15 protein-coding genes, 2 rRNA genes and 1 pseudogene (1 of these 18 only partly in view) are annotated in these 19,642 nt (G+C 47.4%); 6 read left to right on the top strand and 12 right to left on the bottom strand.

All coding sequences use genetic code 11. From position 1 onward, the window contains the following. Positions 1-945 (top strand): 23S ribosomal RNA (locus L0Y31_RS01900); it begins 1,946 nt to the left of the window's first position. 78 nt (positions 946-1,023) lie between these two features. After that, positions 1,024-1,135 (top strand): 5S ribosomal RNA (gene rrf / locus L0Y31_RS01895). A 73-nt stretch (positions 1,136-1,208) separates the two neighbouring features. Here the strand turns inward: rrf and L0Y31_RS01890 are convergent. The 4 genes and pseudogenes from L0Y31_RS01890 to L0Y31_RS01875 form a co-directional block, all read right to left on the bottom strand. Next, positions 1,209-1,917 (bottom strand): annotated as a pseudogene (locus tag L0Y31_RS01890) (LytR/AlgR family response regulator transcription factor); the annotation flags it as partial. Beyond that, entirely contained in the window at positions 1,914-2,915 is a 1,002-nt protein-coding gene (locus L0Y31_RS01885; protein WP_234735390.1) for a sensor histidine kinase, read from the bottom strand. The pseudogene L0Y31_RS01890 and the gene L0Y31_RS01885, both read right to left, overlap by 4 nt. Before the next feature lie 65 nt (positions 2,916-2,980). Then, positions 2,981-4,096, bottom strand: coding sequence for a sensor histidine kinase (locus L0Y31_RS01880; RefSeq protein WP_234735388.1), 1,116 nt, complete (start codon positions 4,094-4,096; stop codon positions 2,981-2,983). Further along, positions 4,093-5,172: a sensor histidine kinase gene (locus tag L0Y31_RS01875; protein ID WP_234735386.1), complete on the bottom strand. Its 1,080-nt coding sequence runs from the start codon at positions 5,170-5,172 to the stop codon at positions 4,093-4,095. Before L0Y31_RS01875 ends, L0Y31_RS01880 begins: the two co-directional genes overlap by 4 nt. 418 nt (positions 5,173-5,590) lie before the next feature. Here L0Y31_RS01875 and L0Y31_RS01870 point away from each other — a divergent pair, with 418 nt between their 5' ends. After that, a complete protein-coding gene (locus tag L0Y31_RS01870) occupies positions 5,591-7,132 on the top strand; it encodes a right-handed parallel beta-helix repeat-containing protein (RefSeq protein WP_234735385.1) in 1,542 nt (513 codons plus the stop codon). An 85-nt stretch (positions 7,133-7,217) separates the two neighbouring features. On the opposite strand, the gene L0Y31_RS01865 is transcribed toward L0Y31_RS01870, so the two are convergent. From L0Y31_RS01865 to L0Y31_RS01840, 6 genes are all read right to left on the bottom strand, one after another. Further along, positions 7,218-9,593: a hypothetical protein gene (locus L0Y31_RS01865; RefSeq protein WP_234735383.1), complete on the bottom strand. Its 2,376-nt coding sequence runs from the start codon at positions 9,591-9,593 to the stop codon at positions 7,218-7,220. A 13-nt stretch (positions 9,594-9,606) separates the two neighbouring features. Next, entirely contained in the window at positions 9,607-10,752 is a 1,146-nt protein-coding gene (locus L0Y31_RS01860) for a DUF4249 domain-containing protein (protein WP_234735381.1), read from the bottom strand. Between the two features lie 27 nt (positions 10,753-10,779). Then, positions 10,780-13,548 carry a TonB-dependent receptor gene (locus L0Y31_RS01855; RefSeq protein ID WP_234735379.1) on the bottom strand — a complete coding sequence of 923 codons (2,769 nt, stop codon included), beginning with the start codon at positions 13,546-13,548 and terminating at the stop codon, positions 10,780-10,782. A 3-nt stretch (positions 13,549-13,551) separates the two neighbouring features. Then, complete coding sequence (locus L0Y31_RS01850; RefSeq protein WP_234735378.1) at positions 13,552-14,280, bottom strand: hypothetical protein; 729 nt, start codon at positions 14,278-14,280, stop codon at positions 13,552-13,554. 139 nt (positions 14,281-14,419) lie between these two features. Next, the gene (locus L0Y31_RS01845; protein ID WP_234735376.1) at positions 14,420-15,154 is read right to left on the bottom strand and encodes an arylesterase; all 735 of its coding nucleotides are present in this window, start codon (positions 15,152-15,154) and stop codon (positions 14,420-14,422) included. A gap of 210 nt (positions 15,155-15,364) precedes the next feature. Next, positions 15,365-16,300 carry an alpha/beta fold hydrolase gene (locus tag L0Y31_RS01840; RefSeq protein WP_234735375.1) on the bottom strand — a complete coding sequence of 312 codons (936 nt, stop codon included), beginning with the start codon at positions 16,298-16,300 and terminating at the stop codon, positions 15,365-15,367. A 219-nt stretch (positions 16,301-16,519) separates the two neighbouring features. Here L0Y31_RS01840 and L0Y31_RS01835 point away from each other — a divergent pair, with 219 nt between their 5' ends. Both L0Y31_RS01835 and L0Y31_RS01830 read left to right on the top strand, forming a co-directional pair. Then, positions 16,520-16,723: a hypothetical protein gene (locus L0Y31_RS01835; protein WP_234735373.1), complete on the top strand. Its 204-nt coding sequence runs from the start codon at positions 16,520-16,522 to the stop codon at positions 16,721-16,723. A 17-nt stretch (positions 16,724-16,740) separates the two neighbouring features. Continuing rightward, positions 16,741-16,938, top strand: coding sequence for a hypothetical protein (locus tag L0Y31_RS01830; RefSeq protein WP_234735371.1), 198 nt, complete (start codon positions 16,741-16,743; stop codon positions 16,936-16,938). A 67-nt stretch (positions 16,939-17,005) separates the two neighbouring features. Here the strand turns inward: L0Y31_RS01830 and L0Y31_RS01825 are convergent, their stop codons facing one another. Further along, positions 17,006-17,839 carry a sugar phosphate isomerase/epimerase family protein gene (locus L0Y31_RS01825; protein ID WP_234735370.1) on the bottom strand — a complete coding sequence of 278 codons (834 nt, stop codon included), beginning with the start codon at positions 17,837-17,839 and terminating at the stop codon, positions 17,006-17,008. Between the two features lie 174 nt (positions 17,840-18,013). On the opposite strand from L0Y31_RS01825, the gene L0Y31_RS01820 reads away from it, so the two are divergent. Further along, entirely contained in the window at positions 18,014-19,135 is a 1,122-nt protein-coding gene (locus tag L0Y31_RS01820; RefSeq protein WP_234735368.1) for a bile acid:sodium symporter family protein, read from the top strand. Positions 19,136-19,152: 17 nt separating this feature from the next. On the opposite strand, the gene L0Y31_RS01815 is transcribed toward L0Y31_RS01820, so the two are convergent. Next, positions 19,153-19,464 (bottom strand): hypothetical protein, encoded by a 312-nt coding sequence (locus tag L0Y31_RS01815; RefSeq protein WP_234735366.1) that lies wholly within the window; start codon positions 19,462-19,464, stop codon positions 19,153-19,155. Between the last annotated feature and the right edge of the window lie 178 nt (positions 19,465-19,642).

The following is a 19,642-nucleotide window of genomic DNA, read 5'->3' as shown; positions in this document are numbered from 1 at the left end:
AGCGAAATTCCTTGTCGGGTAAGTTCCGACCTGCACGAATGGTGTAACGATCTGGGCACTGTCTCAACCATGAGCTCGGTGAAATTGTAGTAGCGGTGAAGATGCCGCTTACCCGCCACGGGACGGAAAGACCCCGTGCACCTTTACTATAGCTTATCATGGATTTCGGGATGGGGATGTGTAGGATAGGTGGGAGGCTGTGAGCCGGTGTCGCTAGGCATCGGGGAGCCAACGTTGAAATACCACCCTTGTCCATCCTGGAGTCTAACCTCGCTAAGCGAGGGACAGTGGTTGGTGGGTAGTTTGACTGGGGTGGTCGCCTCCGAAAAGGTAACGGAGGCTTCCAAAGGTTCGCTCACTCTGGTTGGTAACCAGAAGGGGAGTGCAATAGCATAAGCGAGCTTGACAGTGAGACAAACAGGTCGAACTGGTGCGAAAGCAGGGTATAGTGATCCGGTGGTTGCGCATGGGTGTGCCATCGCTCAAAGGATAAAAGGTACGCCGGGGATAACAGGCTGATCTCCCCCAAGAGCTCACATCGACGGGGAGGTTTGGCACCTCGATGTCGGCTCGTCACATCCTGGGGCTGGAGAAGGTCCCAAGGGTTCGGCTGTTCGCCGATTAAAGTGGCACGCGAGCTGGGTTCAGAACGTCGTGAGACAGTTCGGTCCCTATCTGTGGTGGGCGTAAGAAGTTTGACGGGGGCTGTCCTTAGTACGAGAGGACCGGGATGGACTCACCGCTGGTGAACCGGTTGTCGTGCCCGCGGCACGGCCGGGTAGCTACGTGGGGTTTTGATAAGCGCTGAAAGCATCTAAGTGCGAAGCAGACCTGAAGATGAGACTTCTATTGAAGGATGTTCTAGACCAGGACGTTGATAGGCGACAGGTGCAGGGGCAGAGATGTCTAAAGCCGAGTCGTACTAATGACCTGAGGTGTAGACACTAAGTTATTCGCTGACGAACCTGATACGAAAGAATTGTAGTTTCCATATCTTAAAAGAAGGACTTATAAAAGAAATTGGTCGGTGGTCATGGTGTGGGGGTTCACCTCTTCCCATTCCGAACAGAGCCGTTAAGCCCCGCCACGCCGATGGTACTGGAGTCGAATCCGGGAGAGTAGGTAGCTGCCGCCATAATATTTGAGTGAACAAGAAGAGTCTTGCCCCAAAGCAAGACTCTTTTTTTGTGTCCGAATTTTAAGATATATCTTGCCGAAATAAGGCTGCATTTGCTCTACTGATCCGTGAGTAACAATAATTCCTCGATTGATCCGGAAGAACTGGCTTGGCTCTAACGCATCAGCTAGTTCATCCAACGTATAATCAACCAAAAATTTCTGATTTGTATGCGTCCGGAAGAAACTGAAGCGCTCATCCGTATAAAAATAAGCAATATCCTGAACTTCAACGGATAATAAGCGCTGCCCCTGACGCACTAAAAACCGTTTCCGATAGTCCTTAGGCTGTTGCTGCGCCTGAAATTCACGGAGTAGTTTGTCTAGATTAAATGCTTGTGGCTGTGCTTCGTTTTGCTGGTTATACAGGCGTAGATCGTGAAACTTTTTGAGGCTACGTTGTAAGTCTTCCCGTTGGATTGGTTTAAGCAAATAGTCAATGCTATTTACTTTAAAAGCCTGTAAAGCGTATTCGTCATAAGAAGTTGTGAAAATAACCGTACTGCGAACATCAACGCGCTCAAAAATTTCGAAGCTCTGGCCGTCGGCTAGCTCAATATCCATGAAAATTAAATCGGGATAGGGCTCGTCTATTTCTGGTTGGCGTCCCTGAAGCCAATCCACCGTATCTTCAATGCTTGCCGTAACACCCACAATTTTTAGAGTAGGATCAACTTCCTGTACCAATTTCTGTAGTTTACGTACGGCTAAATCTTCGTCTTCAACAATCAGGACGTTCATGCGCTCAATGGGTTTAAAAGAGGTAATATAACAGTAAATTGTTCGTCATCGGATAAAACTACTGGATCTGTTTGGGCTAGCAAACGATATTTTGCGGCAATATTGCTTAAGCCCACCTGATTGGAGGCCACGCGTCCCGTCTTGCGCTGGCGGTTATTGCGTACCAGCAATTGCCCAGCTGTGGTTGTGCTAATTTCAATTTGCAAAGGTTTGCCTACATGAATCACATTGTGCTTAACGGCATTTTCAACCAGCATCTGTAGAGTTAAGGGCGGCAAATGGCAAACCCGATACGAATCGGCAACATTTACTTGCAGACAGATTCCTGCGCCATAACGGGTTTTTAGCAAATGATAGTAAGACCGAATAAAAGCTAACTCAGTGGATAAAGTTGTTAGTTCGCCTTCATTGGTCTGTAAGAGATAGCGGTATACTTTAGCCATCTCATCTACAAACTCTTCTGCTTTTTCCGGCTCGTCGGCAATTAGTGACGAAAGCGAGTTCAGGCTGTTGAATAAAAAATGGGGATTTACCTGACTCTTCAGGCTATCAAACTGACTTTGAAGATTTATTTTCTTTAACTGCTCTTTTTCAAGTGTATTCTCGCGCCATTTATTCAGGGAATAGACACTCTCGTCAATGCCAACGGATAAGAGATTTGCCGCAATATTGAGCAATAAGATTCTTGTTGTAGATGAAGGATCGTGGTGATACCCAAATAAATGAAAAGTATCGTAGAGAAGTATACCACCAAAAATAAAAAGAGGAGTGACCACTAAAAAGACTACCAGCAGTCGCCAAACTCGCGACCAAGTTTGATTCAAGCTGGGATACCGACGAAGAATCTGCTGGGTAAGCTGGTCCAATGCAATCAGACAACAACTAGCAATGATTAAATTAACGATCGTCGCCGATATAAAAACGGTTGGGCTAGACCAGTAATGATTGCCCAGAATCCAGTAAGTCAGTAAAGGGATAAACCAGGGAAACAGCAACACAAAATGCCACTGGCTCTGCGACCGGATGGGCAATAACTGCCGGTATATGTCAGAAAAGGGCTTGTTCATGAGGCCATTATTAATTGCTGATCCGACAAAAGCGGAATCAAAACTGCGAAATGTGTTCCCGTATTTTGCACGGTTACTTCCTGTTTATTGAGTAATCGGTATTTAGCAACAATACTTGATAAGCCAGCCTGGTTGGTTTCGATGCGGACAGGGCGTTTCTGAAAATTATTGCGTACCATTAGTTGTCCACTTGTCGTAAGTGAAATGTCTATACATAAAGGTTTCGAGGCTAAAACAATATTATGCTTAACAGCATTTTCAATTAATATTTGTAAGGTTTGTGGTGGCAAGTAATAAGTATTGTTGGTTAAATCAACGTCAATACTGACCGAAATGCCTTTTCCATAGCGTGTTTTGAGTAAATAAGCGTAGGAATTGATAAAGCCGAGTTCCGTACTGAGTGAAACAAATTCGTGTTTATTTCCTGATTCGGGTAGGCCAGGCAGGGATACGCTTGTTTGAAGCAAATAGCGATATACTTTTGCCAGTTCATCCACAAAGCGTTCTGCCTGCTGGCGGTCTTCACTGATGAGCGAAGAAAGCGAGTTAAGACTATTAAACAGAAAATGCGGGTTAATCTGCATTTTCAGCAAATCGAGGTGGCGCTGAATAGTGGCTTTTTTCAACTGCTCAACTTCCATTTGCTGGGCATGCCATTGGGAACGTGCGTAGAAGTAACCATGGGCCAGACAAAACAGAATATCAAAAATAAGCCCCAGGCTAATAAGAACGATGATGTTGGCTGGCGAAAAAGAAATGGCCAGAAATGGGGTTTTACTAAGAATCCAGACCGCAGTTGTTGCATAAATACTTGTTAATGCGCTCGTCACCAGAATCATTAACGCAACCCGGGCAGTAGTTTGCCGGACATCTGGAAAACGGCGAATTGGATACCGGATGGCTACCGTTAAAATAAAAGCAATGGGTACATAGAGCAACGAAATCAAGGCGGTCGCTTTTGCAAATAACCAGCCATCAGTAAGGTAGGCTTTACCGATAAGCAGGTAACTAGCGGTCGGAACGAAGATAAGAACCGCAATCAGGTGATACCAGCCTTCCTGAACGCTGATGTAGGCTGCCCAATAGGGTCGATATCGTCTGAGTTCGTTCATGCTTTGGCTACCTGGGGTATCGTCAGTAAAGGCAAGGTTACACCAAAATGAGTATCCGTTTCAATGACCCGTAGGTCAGTATCGGAGATAAGCCGGTATTTCAGAGCCAGGTCGGACAGTTTAGCCTGCGTCATAGCCACTCTAACCACTTTCCGTTGCAGCGTGTTCTGAACAATCAAACGCTTGTTCTGCGTGGCGCGAATGCTAATGGCCAATGGCTTGGCAGGAGACATGGTATTGTGTTTGATCGCATTATCAATCAGCGTTTGCAGACTCAACGGTGGTAGCGAGTAAGCATAGTAAATAGGATCAATGCATAAATCAATCCGCAGGCTATAGCCATAGCGGGTGTTTAGTAAACTAGAATAAGATACCAGAAAATCCAGCTCAGACTCCAGAGGCACTAGGCTATGATTATGGGCCTGCAACATGTAGCGATATACTTTCGCTAATTCGTCCACAAAGCGTTCAGCTCTGCGGCGATCCTCACTGATGAGCGAAGAAAGGGAGTTGAGACTGTTGAACAGAAAATGTGGATTGATCTGCATTTTTAAGGCATTAAGTCTGTTCTGAAGTGCTTCTCGTTTAAGTTGCTCATTCTCGTTAAGGTCTTGCTGCCATTGCGTATAGATGTAGAAAACATCGAGCATTGTGCATAGAAAAAGATCAAATACAAGCCCCAGAATCAAGATTGGTCGAATGCTTTTCCAGTTGAATTGTGTTCCTAAAGTGGGGAAAAGACTATAGATGAACACGCTAAAGATAGCGAGTGCAACGGTTAATCCACTTACTACAACCAACATCGTCAGGGTCCGTTCCGTAGCTTGCTGAGCAGCAGGATACCGCCGGATCACCCAGCGAATCGCCAGGGTGAGAACAACGACCGAGAAGCTATATAAGAGAAAAACCAGCAAGGTTCCCAAAACAAATACCCACCATTCCGTGAAATAGCGGGAACCTATGAAATAGTAATTTCCGATAGGGAAAATGATAGGTATCATAAACAGATGATACAGAATTTCCCATTTGGAGAAGAAGGTGCTCAGGCGGCGGTAGACCATTCGAATTATGCGCAAAGGCAATCTGAAGTAACCGGTCAGATCAGATTATTCTCCTAAATTAACTGGTTTTTTGAAATGATGCGTGGATAGGGATCAACGAAGCTACCGCTTTTAAAGCTGGTATTCAGGCTTAAACTGATTCAACTGTGGTAAATGGATGTTGAATTGTATGAATCTGCCCATGAACTGCAAAGCCTTTTCGAGAATGGTCGTCAACCGTTAAATAAAAGCCTCATAGCCGCTTAAATAAACCAGATGGAATGCCCCATGCCACTTTTCAATTAAGGGAAGCTTTTGTGCAATTCAGTGATGATAATAACCAACTGAGTTGGATACTGGGCGGAAAAAGGGGCAACCGGGTAGACATTTGTTACCAGTTAGGCGCTCCAAGTACGTTCCGACTGCTAAACAACAAATAACTATCCATAACTGTATGCTTTTTTATAACTCTCCGGTTGAGCCAGGGGCTAAAGTCGTTCGCCCCAGAAAATCGTTTGTTGCAGCTACTTTCGCATTGCCCGGTCGATTGGCGGGTATGCTTGTGGCAGCAATTATGTTGGTCACCAGTTGTACCGATCCTGAGGTTAACCCCGACAATACGTTGAGGGCCAACGCTGGCCCGGATCAGCAGGTACAGGTCGGGCAACCAGTAAACTTGGATGGCAGCACTTCGCAGGATAGCCAAAGCAAACCATTTACCTTTCAATGGACCATTACCCAAAAGCCCGCTAAAAGCACCGTTACCCTAACCGGAGCTACAACGGCGAAACCTACTTTCGTACCTGATGAAGTTGGTGACTACGAAGTGGAATTAACGGTTACAAATGCAGATGGAAAAAGCACCGATAAAGTGGTTATTGCCGCTTCAGTATCTCAACCAATCACCCTCGACAAAAATATAACAGTTAAAACTGTACTGGAGGACCGCATCGTTAATCCAAACTTACCAGACTACATTGTGCCAAAAGACATCGCCGTTGAGCATGAACTAACGATTCAGCCGGGGGTGGTGATTGCGTTTGAGCGCGATGTGCGGATGAATATCAATGACAAAGGCTCAATCGTTGCGAAAGGAACGCCGGAAAAGCGAATTCGCTTCGTTGGCGTTGGTAACACAAAAGGGTACTGGGTTGGTATCATGCTTTATTCAGGGAGCAACGTAAACGTGATGGAGTATGTAGACGTATTGCACGCTGGTAGCCGGACACTCATGAGCGGGCAAAAGGCAGGAATGGCCATGTTTGGTAATGCGCAGGTTGCCTTGGAAAACAGCCTTTTCACGGAAAATGACGGGTATGGCCTGTATGCTCCCGAGACAGCAAGCTTGCGGACTTTTGTTAAAAACACGTTTACAAAGAATAAAGAAGCGGGTATTGCTGTAGATCTGGCGAATGTAGAAAAGCTGGATGCCGAGTCAGTTTTTACGGGCGAGAATGGTCGTAATGTGGTTGAAGTGAGCGGCTATTACCTGAAAAAGAAAGAAAAAGATCAGGTAAGCTGGGGTGGGTTTAAAGACAAAACGCCGTACCGCCTCATGGGTAGCATCTCCGTACAGGTAGGCTGGAAACTTAATCCAGGTGTAACCATTGAAGTAGCCCGCGATGTCGCAATCATGATTGAAGATGAGGCGTATATGACGGCAAAGGGAACGGCAACCGACAAAATCAAATTCACGAGTGCAACGGCAGCCGCAGCCTACTGGAAAGGAATTCTTTCTTATTCGACCAGTACTCAGAACATCATCGAAAATGCCGAAATAAGCAATGCCGGTAGTGTTACCATCTTGTCCGGTAAAAAGGCGAATGTGGCTTTGTATGGTGCAGGCTCTATTCTGACCATCAAGAATACGAAAATTAGCGGAAGTGGTGGTTACGGAATCTTTGAGGCATATGGTACGGCCATCAATAAAGATGCTGCTACAGCCAACACATTCGAAGGAAATGCGCAAGGTTCTGTGTTATCTGAGAACAAATAACAGCTGCTAAATTTACCACACTAAAGGAAAAATTAAAAGCCACGGGCAGCACTTTGCCCGTGGCTTTATGTATTGTTTAAGCGCGTTATTTAACCGGGTTCTGCACCGAAAAAGGAACGGTACTAAAACCAGGCTGGCCCTCCCGCGAAAGTCCGTTGATAACAACCAGATAGTTTCCAGTTTGGTCGGAGGTGTAAAAATCCAGGTTTACCTGGCCCTGCTCGTTGGTTCGCACAGTCGGGTTCCAGTAAAGCAGGTTGCGCAAATCGGGTAAACGGCTGGCCATGCGCTCCGGCGTATCGTATTTAGGCGCGTAAAATTCCCGCTGGCCCTGAAGGCCGTCATAGTCAAGCAGCAAGGTCTGAGAGGAAAGCGGAAAACCGGCCATGTCGCCTTTGTAGGTCGTGAAGCTGGCAATGCCATTGAACAGAAGCGAGCCTAAAAAATACCGGCGGGTCATTACCTGTAGCCGCTGCACTTTCAGGGGCGAGAACGCCATTAATTTGTCAATGTCAAACACGGGAACACCGTCAATCAAAACGAGAGGCGTTTCCTCAAAAAACATTTTGTACGGGAAATTCAGGGCTTGCAAACGATAGCCATTTCGTCTCAGGCGGGCCTGAAGGCCAGGTACATACTCTCGAAACACATCTTCCATAACCGTGAAGCGTGTAAAATCGTCCAGGCGGTAATTCTCATCTGGCTTGCCAAAAAAAGCAGCGCTGTCAACTTTCGGATAAAGAGGGCGGGCCAACTGGTCTCGGAAGTAAGCGTTCTGCACCTGCATGGGAATGCTGCGTTCCAGCACGTCTTTTTCCAGACTTCGAGCAATGGAGAATTGCGGCAGACGTGTACCTGTTCGGGCATCCGAAAATGGATTCAACAAGTCAATTCGGTAAAGACTATCTTTCGGATTGGTCAGCAGCACAATTTCTTTAGCCCCCCAAAAGTCCGTGACTTCGAACTGCACCAGTCCATTTTCGTCGCTGCGGGAACCATAGAGCCGCACGGGCTTACCGGGTACGGATAAATAAGTCAGAATTCCTTGTACCGGCTTGTTGGTACTGGGATCGATGATGCGCCCTCTGACCATATGGCCATTCGGCTCTGGAATTTTGGTGAAAGCAGGCGTACGTTTCTGCAATAAATCGTCCCACCGGAAACGGCGCCAACCGTGCGTAAGCATCAGGTTATCCGTCGCTTCGGTAACTTCCGCACCAGCCGAGCGAACGTAATAGTCGGGCGATTCAATAGTCCCCCGCAGATCGGACGAAAGAAGAAGGTACGATAAAATAGAATTCGATTCCCCGAGTTGAAGTGAATCCAGCCGGTAAACCGAAACCGAAAGCTCCGAAGTAGCCGTGGCCGTAATGTCTAAACTAACTTTCGAACGTGTGGTATACTGTTGCTTATCGGGCTTTACGTCAAGTTGCAGCGGCTTGTCGGGGCGCCGAAACCAAAGCCGCTCGCCAACAGGCTGGCCATTCCCGTTGAAAATCGTAAGCTGCGAAATTCCTTCCCCCAGCGCTTTTTTCGGGATTAGAAAAGTAGTAGAACCATTAGCTAGCGAACGAGATTCACTAACCTTTACCGATTGCCGCGTGTGAGCCAGCAAGTGAACGTCCGATGTGGCGGGTTGCTGGGCATAAACCGTAAGCTTTAACTGATCTGAGCCGCTTTCCTCAAGGTGCATCACATAGCCCTGATCATTAATGGTTGGCAGAGGTACTGTAATTAGTTTTCCTCTGGCATCTTTCACCACCGCTTTGTATTGGTTTCCGGCGGCAGGAGTAAACGAAAAAGTCCCAATACCGAACGTCAACGGTTGAAACCGAGTGATGGTATCGTTATTCTGCGACAGAATAGCTCCCTGCATCGAAACGCCTTTCCCGCTAGCATCCGTCATCCGAAACGCAACCTTACTAGGCAGATCACGAACCAGATTGCCACCTTCGGGGAAGAACTGAACGTCGTATGCCACCGAATCTTTGAGTGGCTGCAAGCCCAGTTGTTTAAACGGATTGACAACCGTAATCACTTTTTCAAAGAAATAATCAGCGCTGAAATTTTGCATCCAGCTTGTGTAAACGCGGACCAGATAATTGCCTGAATTAAGCGAAGCCGGTAGGAAAACGGCACCGTTGCCCGCCCCGGATGCCAGCGGTATTTTAGCCTGTAGAACCGATTTCTTTTCTTTGTCGAGCAAGTCCAGATACGCTACTTTGCTCATGTCCAGCGGCTTGTGCAACGTTCCATCGACATAATAAAGCTTAAACGCCATGAGTTCGCCGGTCATGTAAAAAGAGCGGTCGGTATGCACGAAGATTTTTTCCTGTAAAGTCCAGGAACGAGAAGCGTCAAGCTGTTGTCGAATGCTCGACAGGGTTTCTTTCTGGGCAAAACCCAGGAAAGGAATGCTAACGAAAAGAATACAAAGAAATAATTTATAAAAAGCCTTCATTCATGTTGAGGTTTTACTGCCAAAAAGAAGGACGAACATTTGAGCCTTTCATGCGGCAATCGACGCAGGGTCTAAACGCCATAAGCAAGGGAGAGCCTGGGAAATAAGGCATGTCTTCAATGGTTCCGATAGGTGCGTAACCCCCTTTTGCATAGTCTTTGGTGTCTTTTCCTTGTATTGTATCGATCGTGCACTGCTCATTGCCACTAGGGATTCGCCAGCCCGGAAGCTCGTTCCGATTGATGAAAATTCGTTTCTCCGAAACAGTATTTGCACTCAGGTACCCAACCACAGGTTCAGTCGGATCGGTAACAGCGTGGATGTTGCTGGCAAGCTGAGAAGGTTGCGGATCGAACAGGGAACCGAGCTGCTCGGTGCTTTTCCGCAGATTGTCCCAGTACTCGAACGCCTCCCGGGTCAGGGCGTATTGTTTGACCAGAATGCTGTATTTGATGTATAGTTGAGGCGTATTATTTGAAACGAGTAAAATCGGATGTTTGAAAATAACATCCTGGCTTAGCTTGGCTGATGAGGCCACGTTGATGGTGGTTGAACTGCCGCTTTTCCAGCAACGATACGTCTCCGGGCTGTTTTGATCGCGATACACAAACTCGTCGTTGCGGAACTCGATTCTATAATCATAAGCCGACCTGAGTTCGTAGGTATCCTGATAGTCCCAGCGGTAATAGCGGGTTTTACTTTCGGGATCATGCGACGTTACTTCAATCTGTACCCCATTGTTTCTAGGCGTCCAGCTAACACTATCGATAGCGGGCGTCCGCTTCAAGGGAACGTAATCCGATAGGTATTCTTTGCCCCCGGCCGTTCGGATGCGCAGGCGGTAATTTTCGCCAATCGTTAGCGGCGTATTGAGGGTGTAGGTTCCGGCGGCAGTTTCGGTGAAACGCAAAATATTGGCGCGTTCACTTTCCACCTGGATCACGGCTTTGCCTTCGGGCGAAAGGCTGAAAACTTCGGACAGGTTGCGGGTCCGGGACAGTTTGATACTCGTCCCTTCCGGGCCGCCGTTCAGAAAACCATCCACAACCAGATAGCTGTTGGGGGCCGTAATGGCGGGCGGACGGTAAGGCTCTATACAGCTTCCCACCGCTAGAATTAATAAGCCAATCAGGTATCTTTTTAAAGGAGATGTCATCATTGTTGCTTACAAACCAGATGTCAGTTTCTAAAATCTAAAATTGTACGTAATCGTTGGGATTGCCTGCCCAAAAATAGAGAGCTTATACCCCCGAACGTTGCCTCCTTCCGACTTGAAGTAGATGGAATAAGCATTGCGGCGGGCCGTCAAGTTATAAACGCCCACCGTCCAGGAACTATGCGCCAGTTTTTTGACGCGGTGATTTCCTTCAATGTTCAGGGAAATATCCGTGCGGAAATAATCCGGAATCCGGTATTGGTTGCGATCCGAATAGAACACGCGCACCGAACCACCCAGATTGTAAATGGCCAGCGGTAGCGTAATGGGCCGACCCGTACTATACGTTACATTCAAGGACGTGCTAAACCGCTTATTAATCCGGTAATTTCCGATGATCGTGAAATCGTGCGGCTTGTCGTAATTGCTTGGATACCATTCACCCTTATTGATAACTTCTGACGTGATCGGATCGTTGGCACGGAGCAGCGTCCGGGCATAGGTGTAGCTGGCCCAGCCGTTGAGCCGCCCGCTTAGCTTTTTAAGCATCAATTCGATTCCGTAGGCTTTTCCTTCGGCATTCACAACGTCGGTTTCAATGTGGTGATTCAGCAGCAGTTGGGCTCCACTTTTGTAATCCAGAATATTCTGCATGCTCTTGTAATAGCCTTCTACCGAAAGTTCGATGGTATTCGAGCGCAGGTTTTTGTACAAACCAACCGAGTATTGATCGCCTACCTGCGGGCGAATATTGGGGTCGCTGAGTTTCCAAATGTCGGTAGGCGCAATAGCCGTGGTGTTGGAAAGCATTTGAATGTATTGCCGCATCCGGTTGTAACTCACTTTAACCGACGCATCCGGGCTAAGGGCAAAGCGGGCCGAAAAGCGGTATTCGGGGCCGTGGTAGGTCTGGATATTTTTATTTTTTCCGTAGGATAACGTATCAATTATGTTGGCTTCGGAGCGGGGCACGCCAGCCGGGTAAGCAAAAACGTCTTTAGGCCCTAAATAATTGAACATCGAATACCGGATTCCAAACTGAATGGAAAGGCGCGGATTGATGTCGAAGCGGTCACCAACGTAAATGGCACTTTCGAGGCCCTGTTCCCCCGATACCACATCAGGAATGGCCAACGCCTGCTCGCCAAGCGGCTGGTAATTGCCGGGGTGAAGCTGGTATTTAACCGTGCTCGCCCCGAAGTCTACGGTATGCTTGGACGTTGGATAATAGTTAAAATCGACCTTCAGGTTTTTCTGAGCAACGTCAAAATTGAGCTTATACGCATTAATCGGGTTCTGATCGCTCGAAACCGCGTAGTCGTACTGGCTGAAGCCGCCGGTCAGAACGCCGTAGAATTTATTGGTAAAAATGTGCTTGTACTTCAGCGTAGCGCTTTGGTTGCGGTAACTGTAAGCCGTGTCCGAATTAAGCTTAAATCGGTCTTTGCTGTAATAACCCGTCAGATAAAGGCTGTTTTTTTCGTTAAAATCGTGGCTGATGTGCACGTTCAGATCGGAGAAACCCGCTGAACTATTTTTAAAGGTCGATTGGCGGAGGCTACCCAGAAGCCAGTCCGAATACGTGGTTCGGGCCCCAATCAGGAACGATGATTTTTCTTTAATGATCGGTCCTTCGGCGGTTAAACGGCCCGTGAGTAAACCAATGCCACCCGACAGAACGTGTTTTTTGCGGTTCCCGTCGCGGGTATTTACCTCTAGCACCGACGACAAGCGGCCTCCGTATCGGGAAGGAACGCCGCTTTTATACAGTTCCACATTTTTGATCATGTCCGGATTAAAAGCTGAAAAGAACCCAAAAAGGTGGGAAGGGTTGTAGATAGTAGCGTCGTTATACAAAATCAGGTTTTGGTCGGTGGCACCCCCCCGGACGTTCAGGCCAACACTGCTTTCTCCGACCGATTTTACCCCCGGCAGCGTCAGAACCACTTTGAGCAGATCGGTCTCGCCAAAAACGGAAGGTACTTGCCGCATCGCCCGAATGTCGAGGCGCTCCATGCCCATTTGCAGACCCGAAACATTGCGGTCTTTTTCGGCTTCCAGCGTAAACTCACGCAGCGGCACGACGTCGTCTTCCATTTCGATTTCCAGCTTTCCGTCTCCGTAGAGCATCAATTGGCGTTTGGTGTCTTTCATGCCAATACTACGCACTTTCAGTTCGTGCCGTCCACGCGGGAGCGTAATCGAAAAATAGCCAAACTGGTCGGTTGTAACGCCAATTCGTGGGTTTTCGATGTAGACAGCGGCACCGATCACGGGTTCTCCCGAAGCCAGGTTACGAACATGGCCGGCCAGATTAGACGTTCCTCGGATGGGATTCGAGCGCGGGCCAATGTTGTAAAGTTTAGTTTCCAGAATCACTTTGCGCTTTTCCTGTTCCGTCAGGTACGATTCAACCAGCGTATCTTCTTCCGCTGTTGCCTGCTGCCGGTTAAAAAAACCAATGGGCAGCTCCGTTCGAATACCCCGGCCAGCGGTAATAAATACTCGTTGTTGCGCATCAATGGCATACTGAAAATTGGTCCCCGAAAAAACCTGACTCAGCACCACCGAAAGGGGTTTCTGCGTGAAGTTGATATTGACCACCAGACTATCGACTTCTTTTGGATTAAAATAAAATCGGTAGCTGGTCCGGGATTCAATTTCCCGGGCGAATTGCTCAAACCGCAGGGCGACAAACATACCACTGATCGGTTTGTTGTCGGGCGTCTGGCTGTATGCGACGCGGCTAAGCAAAAGAAGACAGGCAACAGTTAAAAAGAGGCGGTAAAGTAGTGTCATAGATTACTGAGCGGCTACATCATAAAATTGAGCTGACTTGATAATAGCCATCTCCCGGTTGTCCTTGAACCGAATTTTCTGGGACCGCAGATAACGGGCCAGGGCTTTTCTTTGCGGCCTGAAAAGGGAAAAGACGGATTGTTTGCTGCGTACAGAATGATACGTTCCGTTGCGTAAAACGTAGTAGCGGTCTTTCAGAACAAAAAAACGGTTAATTTGACCCCGCGAAATATCTTCTTCAAGGATTTTAACCCGACGGCTTAGAACGCGGGACGGTCCGGCATAAAGTAAGTCATAAAAGCCTACCGATAAGCCTATTTTTTTACCCGTTTCTTCGTCAACTCGAATAAATGAATGGTTTAGCAGCGAAAAATGATCTACTTTCTCGCTCAAAATCGCTACCCGATAAGCACTGTCGGGGTGCTGAACGACAACTTTATCGTTGAGAACGTCGTATAAAACGCGTTTGTCCTCGTATAAAACGCCGTTGTAGAAAATAGAGCCTATTTCCCAATCTTCGGCTTGAAAATAGGGGTGCCCTTCCGCGTTGACGTCGTAGTTAATGTATTCAATCCCGCTATAGAGATTGGATTGCTTACTAAAGGACTGTTGATACAAGTCAACTGCCTGCCGCACTGACTGACTAAGCAAAGCGCTGTCCGAAGAAGCCACTTGGCCGTAAGCCGTCTGAATCAATAAAAAGAAAACAAGGGTGGGTAAAGGTATCTTCATCCAGTCTTAACTAGCTTATATCGAGTAAATAGAAAGTACAAATGAAGTAACTTATTTTGTATTTAAGCTACCTCGCTGGCGCGAATAAACCTCCTGGACGAAAATATGTAGCTTACTTTTTAGTAAAAGGCAAGCCAAATCAGGTTGTACCAGAAGTTGTCAACAGCGGTTCCAGGATTTCCCAGACGGTTTCGGCTACAATTTGGTGGCCTTCCGGGGTTGGATGGATGCCGTCGGATTGATTCAGCCGGGAGATTCCACCCACATCTTTCAACAGAAACGGAATAAGCACCGCGTCATTTTTACGAGCTAGTTCAGGAAAAATCTGGCGAAACTTGCTGGTATATTCCGGACCCATATTCGGAGGGATTTGCATACCCGCCAGAACGATACGCGCCTGCGGACTCTTCTTCCGAACGGTATCAATAATGGCTTGTAAATTCTCCTCCGTAGCCTTCAGAGGAATCCCCCGCAAGCCATCGTTTGCGCCCAATTCCAGCACAAAAATGTCCACTGGCTGACGTAAAACCCAGGTAATTCGGCTTTTACCGCCCGCCGTTGTTTCACCGCTGAGACCGGCGTTTACCACGGTATAATTCAGTTTTAGTGAGTCAATTCGCCGACCAATAAGGCCGGCAAATGCTTGAGTGGGTTCAACACCGTAGCCCGCCGTTAGACTATTGCCAAAAAATAGAATTGTCTTCTTTTGGCTTGAAGCTGGTTCGGCTTTTTGAGCGGGCGAATTAGCCTTTGTTTCCTCAGTTTCCTTTTTTTCTGACGAAGAGCTACACCTCCACAAACCCGTTAGAAAAGCTAGACCCATTAATAATACCAAGCGTTGCAGGGAAAAGCGTGCATTTTTTTGAAATAGCATAATAATTCTAATGTATAATCTGCATTTTACGAATAAAATCAACATAAGAGGTCGTTAGGCAAGTTCATTTGCCCGGCTTCTTGTTGATAACTTCTAAACAGTAAAAAGCGTGCTGACAGAAATCTTTTATTCGTCGGTGATAAACATACTAAAAAAAGAAAGCTCCTGTATTCGTTAAAGTACAGGAGCTTTTGTGAATAGAAGAATCACTTAATTATGGACGATAATTGATTCTTTGTTTCTGGGAAGCGGCTGCGTTTCAGGCGGTGCGTACGAAGCCAGCACGTTAAGGATAATATCGGTCATATACTGCCGCTTGTTGAACACGATGTCATGGCGATTTTCGGGCAGCAGAAATTCTTTTACTTTGGCGTTAACCAGTCGTTTGTGGGCAAAAGTAACGTTTGTCGGGTAAACAAGGTCGTCTTTCTGGCCGTGCAGGAACGTAACTCCCGCCGTAATTTTATGCCAATCGGGTTTGATTTCTTCCAAGGCCTCCCGATGGGCCAGTTTTTCGTCACTGGCATTCAGCAAGATACGCGGGATTAACCAACGCAGAGGTGGGTGTTCGATCCAGTAGCTAATGTCATAAATGCGTTCCAGACCTGGACCTAGCGCCGAGGAAACAAAAACGACGTGATCGACAGTGCCGGGATTGTTCATAGCCAGACGCGCCGCTAACGATCCGCCATACGACGAGCCAACCAGCATGAAAAAGGGAGCGTTGTTATAGCGTTCAATCAACGGCTGAAGCATCTTGGCTTGCTGGGCAATAGAGGTAACTACTTGTCCAAAACCTGAATAGCCATAACCTGGGCGGTCAACCGCAACCAGACGCGCCCGGGAAAGCAGGGTACTATCCCGGAAAAATTTTTCAAAAAAAGACAACGAACTGGGTGCGCCGTGCACAAACAGAATGACAGGCAAGGAATCGCTGCCTGGCTTGGACGATTCGATATAGCGAATGGTTCGATCACCTGTCTGGTACCGATGTACGACTGGCTTAATGGGTTCGTTTCGGAAGTCATCGGCAATTTCCTGATCACTATCCCGTAGTTCGACCCAATGGGCAAAAAATAGCAGCCCAGCAGCCAGGAACAAAATAGTAAAAAACGCCCACTTTAAAGCTTTCAAAAATGATCTCATACAGTATAATAACGGCGGCGGCGGGTGAGTAGTTTGCTGAAAGTTAGGGAAGTATGAACTTTCAGAATTAGTTGACTGAAAATGAGGAAGAAAGTTAACGCGTTTTCTAGCGCCCTGAAAGAATAAAAAGAGACTCCCAACTGCTACAGAATCCACAGAAATACTGAAACATTCAGTCTTAGAAGCGGTTAGATGAAAAGACAAGTAATCAAGAAGGTTATGAAAAATCCATCCAAAATTACACGTTCAGGCGCCAGTCAGGCGAGTTCATTGGAACAGGCAACCCAGCAGGAAAATAACTCGGGACGCCTACGCAGTACAGGTACGTCCATGGGTGATACCAACTCGGAGGACACAGCGGGGCAACCGCACACCGCCGGTGGAACGACCTCACCGCAACCTCGTCAGATTGATAGACAATAGATTGACCCTCATTCACTATGGAAAAGAAAACACCTATACAGGGAACCGACCAAGATCCCAATTCGCCTGACCCGCAGTTTGGCGTATTGGGCGCAAGTGCACCCGTTGAGGAATCAACCGATACCAGTGGTAATATGGAAGTTGACGAAGGAACCGATGGCGATGACACGCAGCCGGGTACCGGTACGGCCATTGGCGGCTCAACGGCGGGCTAAGTCATCGTGCCTTATGAACTATAAAAAAAGAGCGAGCCCGTTATCCACAGATAGCGGGCTCACTGGTTTACCCTAATTTCATCAAATATTCGTAATTATATTTGACGCTATCCATTGGCGCTCCCGCATACTCCTCCTGCTCGACAAAAAAGTATTTCATGCCGGATTTATTAGCGTTCTGTAGCATTTTCGCAATATCGATTTGCCCTTTCCCAAATTCCGTACTTTCTTTTTTGGCTTTATCCATGTCTTTTAGGTGCCACAAAGGGAAACGGCCTGGGTATTTCTCGATGTAAGTCAACGGATCGTAGCCAGTTACGATTACCCAGCCTAAATCCAGTTCCATCTTGACCAGATTCGGATCGCTGCGTTCGAGAAGAATATCGTACAAGACCTTGCCGTCAGCTTTCTCAAACTCATATTCGTGATTGTGGTAGCCAAAAACAAGATTGGCTTTTTTGCAATCTTCGGCCGCTTTGGAGAAAAGATCGGCCACACGCTGGTAATTCGCTACCGTTTGGCCCTGAGACGGGAGAGACGAACAAATCAGGTATTCCTGCCCCGCTTCGGCAGCCGCGTCAACGGAGCGTTGCCAGTCTTTATCGATGTGAACGTGCCCGCTACGGACAGACATGCCCAGATCATTTGCTATTTTTCGAATTTCCTTGGGTTGTAAACCGTAGAAGTTTCCTTTATCGCTCCGGGCCGATTCCAGTTCCTTATAGCCAATTTTGGCCAACTGCTTTAACGTGCCAGCCGCATCGGCCAGCATTTCCTTGCGGACTGTGTAAAGCTGTAAACCTACTGATTTCACTTTGGCGGCCTGGCTTGAAGTGGGTAAGAGCGCTGCACTGAGTGCTAGGCCACCCGCCGATTTTAGAAAATCACGTCTTGTATGCATAAGAGGGTTTAGATTATGGCCGAATATACCGGCTTCAAAAATATAAAACTCAACCGAGTTAGCCGGAACAAATAAAAATTCCGTCTGAATGGGATATTATTGAGTAGGTAAAACGCTGTAACCTGATTTCTGGATTCAGTAACGATACTTCCTAAATCAATTAACCCTACTTGTATGAAGAAAGTGTACCTGATTGCGTTAGGTGCAGCAGCTATCTTGCTGACTATAGCGCTGATACTGGCGTTGCTGGGACGCGGTTCCCAGACGGATTGGCTCGTCGTGAGTGGTCTGTTATGCCTAGCGCTGGTCGTTCGCTCTTTTCCCGCTTATGCCAGTCTTTCCTTTACGGTTCTTATTGTGGTAGCGGTTGCCGTGGCCACGTATCACCCGGAATACCTCTTGACATGGGGCGATTTTGAGTTAAAACGGCTTATTGTCCCGCTGATGCAAGTGATTATGTTCGGGATGGGCACCATTATGACTACCGATGATTTTGTTGGCGTAATTAAAATGCCGCGTGGGATCATTGTGGGTTTGCTGGCGCATTACGTCATTATGCCGGGTGTTGGATTTGCGCTGGCGAATGTGTTTAACTTTCCGGCGGAGATTGCGGCGGGGGTTGTTCTGATTGGTTGCGTACCCAGCGGGCTGGCCTCGAATGTAATCTGCTACATTTCGCGGGCAAACGTGGCTTTGTCGGTTTCGGTAACCACGGTATCGACCCTGCTGGCACCCATCCTGACGCCCTCCCTGATGAAGCTTTTAGCTGGACAATTCGTGCCGGTTCATTTCTGGGATATGATGGTCGAAATTCTGAAGGTAGTTATCATTCCCATCATCATCGGGGTTGTACTCAACACGCTTTTTGGAGCATTTATGAAACGGGTAAAAACCCTGCTGCCGCTGGTTTCGATGGCGGCCATTATCTGTGTAGTAGCTGTAATTACCGCTACTGGTCGGGACAAATTGCTCACAATGGGCGTCTTACTCATTATCAGTTCACTTATTCACAACCTGAGCGGGTACTTGCTGGGCTACTGGACTGGACGTTTGGCGGGCCTGGATGAAAGTTCGTCGCGAACGGTAGCCATTGAGGTTGGCATGCAAAATGGTGGCCTGGCCTCCGCCCTTGCCTTGCAAATGGGCAAAGTCGGAACTACCGGATTAGCACCCGCTATTTTTGGTCCGTTGATGAATACAACCGGCTCAATACTAGATAATTACTGGCGTCGTCGCCCACCAAGTGGCGTTGGGGATGCTGATTTGAAGCCCGAAAAAAAAGCCAACGCGACGTAAAATTGGCACTGTCTTTTTTAGCGGCAATCGGTTTTAGCAAGTGTATATTGAAAACCTTGTCCGGGGTCTTTTAAAACCCATTTTCCGGCTTGTTCAATGCGTTCGCCTTCCCGCCAGGAAATGCTATCGCCTTCAAGGGTAAAATTAAGCTGGTAAGGCTGAGTAACGCCTTCACCTGAACGTTGCCAGTTGGCGGTGATTTGATTGCCGGAGCGGGTGCCGGTTATCGGCCCACGTGCCCGGTCTTTTTCAAAGGGCAAGACGGCCAGCTCGCCCGTGACCAAAGAATCCGTGAAGACTAGTTGTAAGAGGGTAGAATCGCGGCTCATAATTTGTCGGAAGCAAAGCGTATCCGGCAGGGCAGAAACCTGAGAAGACGCAGAGGTATCTGTTTTAGTTGACCGATCTCCGCAACTGATTAAACAACAAGTTAACGGTAGTAATAAAAGACTCACTCTCATTTATTTATCAGGTTAATGTGTGAATAAAAACGCAGCTATTTATGCA

Source organism: Tellurirhabdus bombi, from assembly GCF_021484805.1.
Lineage (GTDB): Bacteria > Bacteroidota > Bacteroidia > Cytophagales > Spirosomataceae > Tellurirhabdus > Tellurirhabdus bombi.
Note: the sequence above shows the minus strand (reverse complement) of the source record. Positions and strands in the feature narration are given on the sequence as shown.